This is a genomic window from Streptomyces sp. WZ.A104 (genome assembly GCF_002382885.1).
Classification (GTDB): domain Bacteria; phylum Actinomycetota; class Actinomycetes; order Streptomycetales; family Streptomycetaceae; genus Streptomyces.
The window spans coordinates 37,513-50,384 of the sequence record NZ_NWVL01000001.1; the positions used below are offsets into that span (position 1 = coordinate 37,513).

13 protein-coding genes are annotated in these 12,872 nt (G+C 73.4%); 10 read left to right on the forward strand and 3 right to left on the reverse strand.

Annotation, left to right across the window (positions count from 1 at the left end; translation table 11 throughout):
- Positions 1–16: 16 nt before the first annotated feature.
- From CIB93_RS00195 to CIB93_RS00245, 10 genes are all read left to right on the forward strand, one after another.
- Positions 17–1,201, forward strand: coding sequence for a MalY/PatB family protein (locus tag CIB93_RS00195; protein ID WP_096622750.1), 1,185 nt, complete (start codon positions 17–19; stop codon positions 1,199–1,201).
- Positions 1,202–1,287: 86 nt separating this feature from the next.
- Positions 1,288–2,835, forward strand: a complete 1,548-nt coding sequence (locus CIB93_RS00200) for a DHA2 family efflux MFS transporter permease subunit (RefSeq protein ID WP_096622752.1) — start codon at positions 1,288–1,290, stop codon at positions 2,833–2,835.
- Positions 2,836–2,854: 19 nt separating this feature from the next.
- Positions 2,855–3,268 carry a DUF3151 domain-containing protein gene (locus CIB93_RS00205; RefSeq protein ID WP_096622754.1) on the forward strand — a complete coding sequence of 138 codons (414 nt, stop codon included), beginning with the start codon at positions 2,855–2,857 and terminating at the stop codon, positions 3,266–3,268.
- A gap of 299 nt (positions 3,269–3,567) precedes the next feature.
- Entirely contained in the window at positions 3,568–4,416 is an 849-nt protein-coding gene (locus CIB93_RS00215; protein ID WP_096622756.1) for a tryptophan 2,3-dioxygenase family protein, read from the forward strand.
- Positions 4,409–5,632 (forward strand): kynureninase, encoded by a 1,224-nt coding sequence (gene kynU / locus CIB93_RS00220; protein WP_096622758.1) that lies wholly within the window; start codon positions 4,409–4,411, stop codon positions 5,630–5,632. The genes CIB93_RS00215 and kynU overlap by 8 nt, the downstream gene beginning before the upstream one ends.
- A gap of 140 nt (positions 5,633–5,772) precedes the next feature.
- Positions 5,773–6,666 carry a S9 family peptidase gene (locus CIB93_RS00225; protein WP_096622760.1) on the forward strand — a complete coding sequence of 298 codons (894 nt, stop codon included), beginning with the start codon at positions 5,773–5,775 and terminating at the stop codon, positions 6,664–6,666.
- 146 nt (positions 6,667–6,812) lie between these two features.
- On the forward strand, positions 6,813–7,640 hold the full coding sequence (locus CIB93_RS00230; RefSeq protein ID WP_096622762.1) for an NAD(P)H-binding protein: 828 nt from the start codon (positions 6,813–6,815) through the stop codon (positions 7,638–7,640).
- A 122-nt stretch (positions 7,641–7,762) separates the two neighbouring features.
- Complete coding sequence (locus CIB93_RS00235) at positions 7,763–9,145, forward strand: sensor histidine kinase (RefSeq protein WP_096622764.1); 1,383 nt, start codon at positions 7,763–7,765, stop codon at positions 9,143–9,145.
- On the forward strand, positions 9,142–9,810 hold the full coding sequence (locus CIB93_RS00240) for a response regulator transcription factor (protein ID WP_096622766.1): 669 nt from the start codon (positions 9,142–9,144) through the stop codon (positions 9,808–9,810). The genes CIB93_RS00235 and CIB93_RS00240 overlap by 4 nt, the downstream gene beginning before the upstream one ends.
- A 59-nt stretch (positions 9,811–9,869) precedes the next feature.
- Entirely contained in the window at positions 9,870–11,075 is a 1,206-nt protein-coding gene (locus CIB93_RS00245) for a cytochrome P450 (RefSeq protein ID WP_096622768.1), read from the forward strand.
- 59 nt (positions 11,076–11,134) lie between these two features.
- On the opposite strand, the gene CIB93_RS00250 is transcribed toward CIB93_RS00245, so the two are convergent.
- From CIB93_RS00250 to CIB93_RS00260, 3 genes are all read right to left on the reverse strand, one after another.
- Positions 11,135–11,479 (reverse strand): hypothetical protein, encoded by a 345-nt coding sequence (locus tag CIB93_RS00250; RefSeq protein ID WP_096622770.1) that lies wholly within the window; start codon positions 11,477–11,479, stop codon positions 11,135–11,137.
- A gap of 107 nt (positions 11,480–11,586) precedes the next feature.
- Positions 11,587–11,859 carry a DUF1876 domain-containing protein gene (locus CIB93_RS00255; protein WP_096623023.1) on the reverse strand — a complete coding sequence of 91 codons (273 nt, stop codon included), beginning with the start codon at positions 11,857–11,859 and terminating at the stop codon, positions 11,587–11,589.
- Positions 11,860–11,895: 36 nt separating this feature from the next.
- Positions 11,896–12,771 (reverse strand): diacylglycerol kinase, encoded by an 876-nt coding sequence (locus CIB93_RS00260; RefSeq protein ID WP_096622772.1) that lies wholly within the window; start codon positions 12,769–12,771, stop codon positions 11,896–11,898.
- Between the last annotated feature and the right edge of the window lie 101 nt (positions 12,772–12,872).

The following is a 12,872-nucleotide window of genomic DNA, read 5'->3' on the forward strand; positions in this document are numbered from 1 at the left end:
AGAAGGAGGGCCCGTCGTGGCCGCGCTCTATGACTTCGACACCGCCGTCGACCGCCGGGGCACGTGGTGCGTCCAGTGGGACGGGGCCGCCGACCGGTTCGGGGCCGACGGCCTGCTGCCGTTCACCATCTCCGACATGGACTTCGCCACCGCCCCCGAAGTGCTGGAGGCGCTCCGGGCCCGGCTGGAGCACGGGGTGTTCGGCTACACCACCTGGCAGCAGGACGACTTCCGCTCCGCGATAGCCCACTGGTACGCCACCCGGTACGGCACCGACATCGACACCGGGCAGCTCGTCTACGGCCCGTCCGTGCTCAGCCAGCTCTCCCAGCTGCTCCAGATGTGGACGGAGGAGGGGGAGGGCGTCGTCGTCCACACCCCCGCCTACGACGGTTTCCGCAAGGCGATCACCGGGCTCGGGCGGGAGCTGCGCGGGGTGCCGGTGGGGGACGAGGAGGCGCTGGAGCGGGAGCTGGCCCGGGCGGACGCCAAGGTCCTGGTGCTGTGCTCGCCCCACAACCCGACGGGCCGGGTGTGGACGGCCGGAGAGCTGGCCCGGACGGCGGCGCTCGCGCAGCGGTACGGGGTCGCGGTGATCAGCGACGAGATCCACGCGGACTTCGTGCACGAGGGGCAGGTCCATGTGCCGTGGCCGCGGGTGGCGGGCGAGGGCGGGGGCGCGGGCCGCTGGGCGGTCGTCACCTCCGCGTCCAAGTCCTTCAACTTTCCCGCGCTGACCGGTTCGTACGGGCTTGTCGGCGATCCGGCGGACCGGGCGGAGTTCCTGCGGCGGATGGAGACGGCGGAGGGGCTGGCCTCCCCGGCCGTGCTGTCGCTGACCGCGCACATCGCGGCGTACCGGGAGGGCGGGGCGTGGCTGGACGCGGTACGGGAGTACGTGGCGGGGAACCTGGCGTACGTCGCGGAGCGGTTGGGCGCCGCGCTGCCCGAGCTGGGGTGGGTGCCGCCGCAGGCCGGGTACCTGGCGTGGATCGACCTGCGGCCGCTGGGGGTGGACGAGGACGCGTTGCAGCGGGTGCTGGTGGAGCGGGAGAAGGTGGCGGTGATGAGGGGGTCCGTCTACGGGGCGCCCGGGTTCGTCCGGCTGAACGTGGGGTGCCCTCGGGAGAAGGTGGTGCTGGGAGTGGAGGCGTTGGTGCGGGCGGTGAGGAGCACGGAGTCGAGCCCTTCCGCCGGTTGAGGAGCGGAGGCCCGGGGCAGCGCCCCCGCGTCGGGGCTCCGGGAGCGCGGAGTGCGGGCAGGGGCGCCGAGGGGGAAGCTGGCCCCATGGCTGCTGCTGCCTCCGAGCCCGGGGAGACGTCCGGGGAGATCCGTGTCGCCTCGCCGGCCGGGCGGTGGGTCGTGCTGACCACCGTGCTCGGGTCCGGCATGGCGATGCTGGACTCCACGGTCATCAACGTGGCCCTGCCCCGCATCGGCGCCGACCTCGGCACGGATCTGGCCGCGCTCCAGTGGACCGTCAACGCGTACATGCTCACGCTCGCCGGGCTGATCCTGCTCGGCGGGGCGCTCGGGGACCGGTACGGGCGGCGGCGGGTGTTCGTGGTGGGGGTGGTGTGGTTCGCGGTGGCCTCGTTGCTCTGCGGGATCGCGCCGAACGCGGGGGTGCTGATCGCCGCCCGGGCCCTGCAAGGGGTGGGTGGGGCGCTGCTCACGCCGGGGTCCCTGGCGCTCATCCAGGCGAGCTTCCATCCCGACGACCGGGCCCGGGCCGTGGGACTGTGGTCCGGGTTCGGCGGGGTCGGGGCGGCCGTGGGGCCGTTCGTGGGCGGGTGGCTCGTCGACGGGCCCGGGTGGCGGTGGGTGTTCCTGCTGAACCTGCCGCTCGCCGCGATCTGTGTGCCCGTCGCCCTCCGGCACGTGCCGGAGTCGCGCGATCCGGCGTCGCACGGCCGGTTCGACGTACTGGGGGCCGTGCTCGGTGCGCTCGCGCTGGCCGGGGTGACGTACGCGCTGATCGAGGCGCCGGAGCGGGGCGCGTCCCCGCTCGTGATCGGGTCGGCCGTCGGCGGGGTGCTGCTGGGGGCCGCGTTCGTGCGGGTGGAGCGGAAGCGGGCCGATCCCATGCTGCCGCCGTCGATCTTCCGCTCCCGGCTGTTCACCTCGGTCAACCTGGTGACCTTCTGCGTCTACGCGGCCCTTGGCGGCTTCTTCTTCCTCTCCGCGATCCAGCTCCAGGTGGTCGCCGGGTACTCGGCGCTCGGCGCGGGCACCGCCCTGCTGCCCACCACCGTGCTGATGCTGCTCTTCTCCGCCTCGGCCGGTGAACTGGGGCGGCGGATCGGGCCGCGCATCCCGCTCACGGTGGGCCCGCTGCTCGCCGCCGCCGGGATGCTCCTGATGCTGCGGGTGGGGCCGGGCAGCGCATCCTTCGGCTCGTACGTCGGCGAGGTGCTGCCTGCCGTCCTCGTGCTCGGCACCGGGCTCGTCGTGGTCGTCGCGCCGCTCACCGCGACCGTCCTGGCCGCCGTGGACACCGGGCGGGCCGGGCTGGCCAGCGGCATCAACAACGCCGCCGCACGGGCCGCCGGGCTGATCGCGGTGGCCGCCCTGCCGCTGCTCGCCGGGATGGGGCCGGAGGCGTACCGGGACGCGGGCGAGTTCGCCGCGACCTTCCGGCGGGCGATGCCGATGTGCGCCGGGCTGCTGGTCGCGGGCGCGGTCATCGCCTGGTGGACGGTCCGCGCCCCGGCGGCCGCCGCCGTCCGGGGCGAGCGGCCCGAGTGCGCGGTGCACTGCGGGGTCGCCGCCCCGCCCCTGGAACCGGAGCAGCCCTCCCCGCGGCGACCGGGGCGCGGTCCCGCCGGGACATGACGGCAGGCACACTTGAGCCATGTCCATCCACGAGAACCTGCTCGGGGGCCCTGCCCCGACCCACCTCCCCGACGACCCGGAGCCGCGCGAGCTGCTCGCCGCGGGCACCCCGCCCGCCGAGGTCGCCGCGAAGTACCCCACATCCTCGCTCGCCTGGGCGCAGCTCGCCGACGAGGCGTTCGAGGGCGGCCGGGTCGTCGAGTCGTACGCGTACGCCCGTACCGGCTACCACCGCGGCCTCGACGCCCTGCGCCGGGCCGGCTGGAAGGGCCACGGCCCCGTACCGTTCGAGCACGAGCCGAACCGCGGCTTCCTGCGCGCCCTGCACGCCCTGGCGCGGGCCGCCGGGTCGATCGGCGAGACCGCGGAGCACGAGCGCTGCTCGACGTTCCTGCGGGACTCCTCGCCGACCGCCGCCGACATCCTGAGCTGACCCCGGCCGCGCACTCCGTAGCCGGGCCCGACGCTCACACAGCGCGGGTCCGGCCCAGGGCCTCCCTTCGGACCAGGCCGGGCTCGCGGGGTCCGGTGCGCACATCTGCCGCGTTGTCGTCAGTCTCCGACGCTCCGCGTCGACTCCCTCCTCCGCCTTGCAGCTGCACGCACCGGACCCCGCTCCCTGATCCGGCCTGGTCCGAAGGGAGGCCCTAGTATGCGAGCAGGGGACCGGAGCTCCATCACCTCACGGAAGGGGCGGACCGCTACCCGGAAGCTCGTGTCGAGGAGACAGCGATGTCGACGAATCACCCCGACCCCGAAGCCACCGGTGCGGACACCCCGTACCTGGACTTCGCGGGAACGACTCCGTACGAGGACTATGTCCAGGCGGATGTCCTGACCCACCTCCAGCACCTCCGCTCGGACGACCCCGGCGAGATGGTCTTCCTGGTCACCACCCAGGTCATGGAGCTGTGGTTCACGGTCATCGTCCACGAGTGGGAGACCGCCACCCGCGCCCTGCGCGAGGACCGCATACCCGTCGCGCGTGACGCCCTGAAGCGTTCGCTGCGCGAGCTGGAGGCGCTGAACGAGTCCTGGCGGCCGCTCGCCGGACTCACCCCCGCCCAGTTCAACTCCTACCGGGGGTCGCTCGGGGAGGGCTCCGGATTCCAGTCCGCGATGTACCGGCGGATGGAGTTCCTGCTCGGCGACAAGTCCGCGTCCATGCTGGTGCCGCACCGGGGTGCGCCCCGCGTGTACGCCGAGCTGGAGAAGGCGCTCGGGGAGCCCAGCCTCTACGACGAGACGCTCGCCCTGCTGGCCCGGCGCGGGTACGCCATCCCCGAGGCCGTCATCGGCCGGGACCTGACCAAGCGCTACGAGCCGTCGCCCGAGGTCGAGGCCGTGTGGGCGGAGATCTACGCCTCCGACGACCAGAACGAGGAGCTGGTGCGCCTCGGCGAGCTGCTCACCGACGTCGGCGAGCTCGTCTGGCGATGGCGCAACGACCACCTCGTCGCCACCCGCCGGGCGATGGGCTCCAAGACCGGCACCGGCGGCTCCGCCGGAGTGGCCTGGCTGGAGAAGCGCGCCACGAAGAACGTGTTCCCCGAGCTGTGGACGGCGCGCAGCCATGTCTGAGACCTCCCGTGACACGCTCCGTGAGCGGGCGCTGAAGCTCGACGCCGCCGACCCGCTCGCCGACCGCCGGGGGCTCTTCGCCCTCGACGAAGGCGTCTATCTCGACGGCAACTCCCTCGGTGCGCTGCCCGTCCACGTTCCCGCCCGGGTACAGGACGTCCTCACCCGGCAGTGGGGCGAGCTGCGCATCCGGTCCTGGGACGAGAGCGGCTGGTGGACCGCGCCCGAGCGGATCGGTGACCGGATCGCCCCCCTCGTCGGGGCCGCCGGAGGCCAGATCGTCGTCGGTGACTCGACCAGCGTGAACGTCTTCAAGGCGGTCGTCGCGGCGGGCCGCCTCGCGGGCGAGGGACGTGACGAGATCTTGGTTGACGCGACGACCTTTCCCACGGACGAGTACATCGCGGCCTCCGCCGCACGGCTGACCGGCCACCGGATCGTGCCCGTCGCACCCGCCGACGTACCGGCCGCTCTCGGCCCCCGTACGGCCGCCGCCCTGCTCAACCAGGTGGACTACCGCACGGGCCGGCTGCACGACCTGCCCGGACTGACCGCCGCCGTCCACGCGGCGGGCGCGATGGCGGTGTGGGACCTCTGCCACAGCGCGGGCGCGCTGCCCGTCGGGCTGGACGAGAACGGGGTGGACCTGGCGGTCGGCTGTACGTACAAGTACCTCAACGGCGGCCCCGGTTCGCCCGCGTACCTGTACGTCGCCGAGCGCCACCAGGCGGCCTTCGACTCCCCGTTGCCGGGGTGGAACTCGCACGCCGACCCGTTCGGCATGACCCCCGACTACGCCCCGGCGGACGGTTCGGCACGGGGCCGGGTCGGCACGCCGGACATCGTCTCCATGCTCACGCTGGAAGCGGCGCTGGACGTGTGGGACGGGGTGTCGGTGGACGCCGTGCGGGCCAAGTCCCTCGCGTTGACGGACTTCTTCCTGGAGTGCGTCGAGGCGTACGTTCCGGCGGGCCGGGTCACCTCCGTCACGCCGGCCGCGCACGCCGAACGAGGCAGCCAGGTCGCCCTGCGCTGCGAGGACGCCGGGCCTGTGATGCGCCGCCTCATCGAGCGGGGCGTCGTGGGCGATCTGCGGCGGCCGGATGTGCTGCGGTTCGGCTTCACCCCGCTGTACCTGGGGTTCGCCGACGCGGAACGGGCGGCGTGGGTGCTGGCCGAGGTGCTTGAGGAGACAGCGGAGCCGCAGGCGGCCTGACGGGCCGTCACGGCGCCTGCGGCCGGGCGGGGACGGTACCGAGTGCTGGTACCGTCCCCGCAGGTCAACCCAGTTGGGCACCTGACCCAGGCATAGGCACTGGCATAGGCACAGTCACAGGCATAGGACGGTTGAGCAGCATGTCGGATTCTGCCGCGCGTGATCGGGACGAGGCCGAGAGCGCATCGGCGTTCGCGCATCCCGAGGTCGTCCCTGACCGGACCGCCTCCTACGGCGAACACCCCGACCAGGTCATCGACTTCTACGCCCCGCGCGACGGCCGCACCGCCGCCCCCCTCGTCGTCCTCCTGCACGGCGGCGCCTGGCGGGCCCCGTACGACCGGGCCCATGTCTCCCCGCTCGCGGACTTCCTGGCCCGCCGGGGGTTCGCCGTGGCGAGCGTGGAGTACCGGCGGGGCGCTGCGGCCGACTCGGGGCAGGCGCCCGGTACGGAGCTCGGCGCGGACCCCGCCGCGGGGCGCTGGCCGGACACCTTCGACGACGTGGCCGCCGCGCTCGACGCCGTACCGGCCCTGGCGGCACAGGAGTTGCCGGAGGCCGACGTGCGGCGCGTCGTGGTCACCGGGCACTCGGCGGGCGGACACCTCGCGCTCTGGGCGGCGGCACGGCACGTACTGCCCGAAGGGTCGCCGTGGCGCCTGCCTGCCCCGCCGCCCCTGCGCGGGGTCGTCGCACTGGCCCCGATCGCGGACTTCGCCAAGGCCGTGGAGCTGGGCGTATGCGGTGGAGCGTTCAGCCAACTGCTGGGGGAGGGCCGTGAGTCGGACGACCGTATCGCCCATGCCGACCCCGCGGCCCTGCTGCCCACCGGGATCGCCACGGCGATCGTCCAGGGCATCGAGGACATCGTCGTCCCGCAGGCCGTGTCGGAAGCGTACGTCGACGCGGCGGCGAAGTCCGGCGAGACGGTCGGGCTGACGCTCCTCGGCGGGGTCGGGCACTTCCCGCTGATCGACCCGGCCGCCGACGCCTGCGCGATCGTGGCGGAGGAGATCACGCAGCTGGCCTGGTGACGAAGGGGCCGCGGGCGGATCGCACACCGCAGTTGCGGACAGAAAGTGTCCGCAAGGGTCTCTAACTTGGTTGTTGTCGACCCGAACGGGCGCGAGGCGAATGGGCGCGAACCGTACGGGTACCGAACCGAGCTGAGGAGAACCCCATGACGATCCTGGTGACCGGGGCCACGGGAACGGTCGGCCGCCGTGTGGTCGAGCAGCTGCTGGAGCGCGGCGAGCACGTCCGGGCCCTGACCCGCGACCCGGCGCGGGCGGAGCTGCCCGAGGGCGTCGACGCCGTCCGGGGCGACCTCACGGACCCGGCGTCCCTGGAGTCCGCGCTCGACGGTGTGACCGGACTGCACCTCATCACCTTCGGCGGGGCCCTCTTCGCACCGCTGGAGACCGGTTGGGAGATCCTCGCGCTGGCCCGGAAGGCGGGCGTGCGGCGGGTGACCGTGCTCAACGGGGGCGGGGAGACCCCGATGGAGAGGGCGGTCCGCGCGAGCGGGCTGGCCTGGACGGTCGTGATGCCGGTGGAGTTCATGGCGAACGCCCTGGAGTGGGCGCCCGGAATCAAGGCCGAGGGCGTGGTGCGTGAACCGTACGTCGGCCGGCTGAGCGCGATGGTGCACGAGTCGGACATCGGCGCGGTGGCGGCGGTGGCGCTCACCGAGGACGGTCACGCGGGCCAGGTGTACCTGGTCACCGGTCCGCAGGTGCTGACCGTCGGCGACAAGGTGGCGGCCATCGCGGCGGCGCGCGGCGCGGACATCGAGCTGGTCGAGCTCACGGAGGAGCAGGCGCTGGAGTCGTGGCGGGCCAACGGGATGCCCAAGGACGTGATCGGGTTCCTGATCGACGTCTACCGGGACACCCCGCCCGAGGGCCGGACTGTGATCGACACCGTCCAGCAGGTCACCGGACGGCCGGCGCGGACGTTCGCGCAGTGGGCGCGGGAGCACGCGGAGCACTTCCGTGCGAAGGCGTAGCCAAGGGGGCCCTCGGGGCTCCGGACGGAGTGCGGTGGAGGCGGGGTAGTCCTTGAGACGGACCCCGCCGAATCCATATCGGTGCTGACGACCCGCCGTCCGCCGCCGCCTACCGTGGGAGCGTGACCGAGACCCAGACAAAGACCAAGGGCCCGGAGTTCCGGGCAGCCGAAGGGGCGATGAACGGCCTGCGGGAGGACCTCTTCCGCCAGGCGCTCGCCTACCGCCCCCTGCCGCCGCTGAACCCCGAGGGACGGCTGATCCGGCGGCTGCCCGGAGGGCTGCGCAAGGGCGTCGTCTGGGCCCCGCACGCCCTGGTGCTCTTCGCCGCCTTCGTGGTGATGATGATCGGCTTCGCCGAGTGGGAGTTCCGCTTCCTGATGGGTCTGGTGCCCGCGATAGCGGTGGCGATGACTCTCGTCAGGCCGGTCGCCGCGTTCTGGGCCTCCATGCTGGCGACCGTCTTCTGCGGGGTCCTGAGCGGCGAGCTGTGGGCGCCGAGCGCCTTCGCGGCGCAGGTGGTGGTCATGGTGGTCGTGGCCGCCCGGACCCGGCCCCGCACCGCCGCCTGGATGTGGCTGCTGACCCTGCTGTTCGGGATGCTGCTGGAGGGCGGCGACCCGACCGTCACCGCGCCCCTGGCGACGCTCTCCGCCTTCGTGCTGCTCGTCGTCGCCGTGGTCCAGATCCGGCGTGACGCCGAGCGCGAGGTCACCGTGCAGCGCACCGTCACCGCCGTCGAGCGCGACCGGCGCACCCTGCTGGAGGAGCGCACCACGATCGCCCGGGAGCTGCACGACGTGGTGGCCCACCACATGTCGGTCGTCGCGATCCAGGCCGAGGCCGCCCCCTACCGGGTCGAGAACCCGCCGCCGGAGCTGGAGCAGGCCTTCGTCACCATCCGGGAGAACGCCGTGGCCGCCCTCACCGAGCTGCGCCGCGTCCTCGGGGTCGTACGGGCGGAGGACTACGAGGCGCCTGACGCCCCGCAGCCCACGCTCGCCGTGCTGGACGGGCTGCTGGACAACGTCCGCGAAGCGGGTCTGGAGACGGAGAAGGTGATCACCGGGGCCGTCCGCGAGCTGCCGCAGGGCGTCGAGCTGTCGGCGTACCGGATCGTCCAGGAGGCCCTGAGCAACAGCCTGCGGCACGCGCCGGGCGCCTCCGCCAGGGTCGAGCTCGGCTATGTCCTCGGCGGGCTCGGACTGCGCGTGGTCAACGGGCCCCCGACCGGACTGGTCAAGCCGTCCCAGGGGGCCGGGCACGGGATCACCGGGATGCGGGAGCGGGTCGCGATGCTGAACGGTGAGATGACGGCCGGGACGACGGCGGACGGCGGGTACGAGATCGCGGTGTTCCTGCCCGTACCGCTGTCCGAGGAGCCGGAGACACGGGACGCGACGGGCAGCGAGGTGACCGGCCGCGACACGACCGGCGGCCCCCCGGACACGGACGCGGACGGCAACGCCGACACGGTCGTCATCGAACGGGACGGCCGCGCATGAGCGACACCGATATCCGGGTGCTGATCGTCGACGACCAGATGATGGTCCGCGAGGGCTTCTCGGTCCTGCTCAACGCGATGCCCGGGATCACCGTCGTGGGGGAGGCGGTGGACGGGCGGCAGGCCGTCGCCCAGGTCGCCGCCCTCCGCCCGGACGTCGTGCTGATGGACATCCGTATGCCCGAGATGAGCGGGATCGAGGCGACCCGCGAGATCGTCGCGCAGGACGCCGACGCGAAGGTCCTGGTGCTGACCACGTTCGACCTCGACGAGTACGTGTACCAGGCGCTGCGGGCCGGGGCCTCGGGCTTCCTCCTCAAGGACGCCTCGGCCCGGCAGCTCGCGGACGGCGTGCGGGTGGTGGCCTCGGGCGAGGCGCTGCTCGCCCCGACGGTCACCCGGCGGCTGATCACCGAGTTCTCCAAGCTCGCGGAAGCCCCGCGGCCGCCCGCCCTCGCCCGCGTCGGGGACCTCACGGAGCGCGAGACGGAGGTCCTCGTCCTGATCGCGCAGGGCCTGTCCAACGCGGAGATCGCCTCGCGCCTGATCGTCGCCGAGTCCACGATCAAGACGCACGTCAGCCGCATCCTGGTGAAGCTGGGTCTGCGCGACCGCACCCAGGCGGCGGTGTTCGCGTACGAGGCACGGCTGGTCACGCCGGGTTGACCCCGGCGGGGCTGCCCCGGGCCCCTTGCGCCGGCGGCGGAGGCGGGTAGCGTCGGGTCATGCACGTGTCATTCGACCCCTGGTCTCCCGCGTTCGTCGCCGACCCCTACCCCGCCTACGCCGCCCTGCGCGCCGCCGGGCGGGCGCACTGGTTCGAGCCGACCGGGCAGTGGCTGATCCCGCACCACTCCGACGTATCGGCGCTGCTGCGCGACCGCCGCCTGGGCCGTACGTATCTGCACCGCTTCAGCCACGAGGAGTTCGGCCGCACCCCGCCGCCCGCCGCGCACGAGCCGTTCACCACGCTCAACGGTCAGGGGATGCTCGACCTGGAGGCGCCCGACCACCCCCGTATCCGGCGGCTGGTCTCCAAGGCGTTCACCCCGCGTACGGTCGAGAACCTCGCCCCGACCGTACGGCGGCTGGCGGCCGGGCTGGTCGACGCGTTCGTGGCGAAGGGCGGTGGCGACCTGCTGGCAGAGGTCGCGGAGCCGCTTCCGGTCGCCGTGATCGCCGAGATGCTCGGGGTCCCCGAGGCGGACCGGGGGCCGCTGCGGCCCTGGTCGGCGGCGATCTGCGGGATGTACGAGCTGAACCCGTCCGAGGAGACGGCGAAGGCCGCCGTCCGGGCGTCGGAGGAGTTCTCCGCGTATCTGCGCGGGCTCATCGCCGAGCGCCGCAAGGCCCCCGGCGATGACCTGATCTCGGCGCTCATCGCCGCCCACGACGAGGGGGAGCGGCTGAGCGAGCAGGAGATGATCTCGACCTGTGTGCTGCTGCTGAACGCGGGCCACGAGGCGACGGTGAACACCACGGCGGGCGGCTGGCGCACCCTCTTCCACCACCCGGAACAGCTGGCCGCCCTGCGCGGCGACCCCGCGCTGCTGCCCACCGCGATCGAGGAGCTCCTGCGCTACGACACCCCGTTGCAGATGTTCGAGCGCTGGGTGCTGGACGACATCGAGATCGACGGTCAGGTCATCCGGCGCGGGGCGGAGGTGGCGCTGCTGTTCGGCTCGGCCAACCGGGACCCGGAGCGGTTCGCGCACCCGGACACGCTCGACCTGTCCCGTCCGGACAACCCGCACATCACCTTCGGCGCGGGCATCCACTACTGCCTGGGCGCCCCGCTGGCCCGGCTGGAGCTGGCCGCCTCCTTCGGGGAACTGCTGGGCAAGGCGCCCGGGATGCGACTGGCGGCGGAACCGGAGTGGCACCCGGGGTACGTGATCCGGGGGCTGAAGGAACTGGTGGTGGAGGTGTAGGCACACAGCCGGTGGGCTCTGCGCCCCGGCGTGCCCGTGGGCACCGCGAACCGGCGCCTTCAGCAGGGCGGTCCGCAGTCCACCAGCGCCTGAGGGCCTGTCAGGACGTCGAAGCCGTACCCGAACGCGGCGATCCCCGCGACGGCCGCCAGCAGCCCGAGCGCCGCGCGCCACCGGCCCCGTACGACGGCGAAGACGGCCAGGGCGGCCGCGGCCCCGCCGACGGCCATGACGGGCAGGCCCAGCCAGAAGACGTTCGGGTTGGTCTCGCTCTCGAAGGCGCCGAAGAGGCCTCTCCTGCCGTACGGGAGCCAGACCATGATGCCCGCGAGCGTGCCGAGCACGGCGATGAGGCAGCCAGCGGTGCCGGTGATGGCGTCCCGTCGGGTGTCCGTGGTGTTCATGCCAGGGGGGACGTGGGTGGGGTCCGGGCCGGTTCCCCCTCAAGCCGCTTCGGCGATCGAGGAGCGCGGCCCCGGGGACAGCGCCCCCGGGGACAGCGCCCCCGGAACTAGGTCAGTGGGTACGACGTCCTGCCCGACGCCTCGTCGATCTCCTCGTGCGCCTTGGTCAGCAGTTTCATCGCCAGTTCGTTGAGCGCTCTCGCTCCCGCGATCTCCTCGCCGACCCGCTGCTGGTCCTCGTCCGACGGGTGGCGGCTGGCGTAGCCGTGGGCGCGTACCTCTGTTCCGTCGGAGAGGCGGACGAGCGCCGCCGCACGGGTGCGATGGCTGTCCTCCTCGAATTCGAGGTCGATGTGCCATCCGACAGCGATCCTGGTCATGACGGTCACCTCCGGGACGTCCGCGGTCGTCTCCTTTCAGCGTGCGCCTGTCGTCCCGTCCGCGCTCGCCGGGGGCGGCAGCATCAGCCCCCAGGCGCCCGCCCGCACGGTCCAGGTCCGGGTACGGACAGGGCCGCCGGTCTGTATGTCGGCCCGGTAGCGGAAGTCGGCGCCGGAGACGGTGACGGCCTTGGCCTCCACGGTGACGTCCTCGCCGTCCGAGGTGCGGACGACGACGTCGACCAGGCCCGCGTCGCCCTGGGAGGTCACCGAGACGCCCCGTACGGGCGTGTCCAGGTCGCTCAGCAGCACCCCGTCCGCCTCGATGCGCAGCCGGTGCGTGCCCGGGTGGGCGGCGGCGACCGGGGCCGGGCGGACCAGGGACGTCATCAGGGAGCGGCAGGTGTCCCAGACGGCCGTGACGCCCGAGTGCGGGGTCCCCGAGCCGGGCGGCGGTGCCGGGGCGGGGATGCGCAGCCGGCCCAGCACGACGCCGTCGCTGTCGTCCACGAGCAGGTCGAGCCGCCGCACCGCCCCGTCGAGCGCGGTCCGCGCGGCGGCCACCGCGCCCCGGGGCACGCCGAGGGCATGGGCCACCTCCAGGGCGTGCGCCGCGCCGACGGGGATCAGCGAGAGGACGCCCCGGGCGAGCTCCCGCTCGCGGTGCAGCTGGGCGACGGCGCGCAGCAGGGCGTGGTCGTCACCGACCACCACGGGGCGGCGAGGACCCCGGCGGGACAGGGCCCGGGCGAACTCCTCGGGGGTGTCCGGAAGGCAGATCTTGGCGTGCGAACCGGCGCTCAGCACGTCCTTCGCGATACGCACGGACTCGCCGTCGGTCCGGCGGGCAACCGGGTCGATGACCACCAGGAGCTGGTCGCCGCCGTCGCCGGGGGGCTCTGCAGCCGACACCTCGGTCCTTCCTCGGGTAGCATCTTGGTGCAAGAGCCCCTTGCGCTATTGCGCCAGGGGCTTCGTCTATTCCGGGGCACCCGGTTCGACGGCTCAGGCTT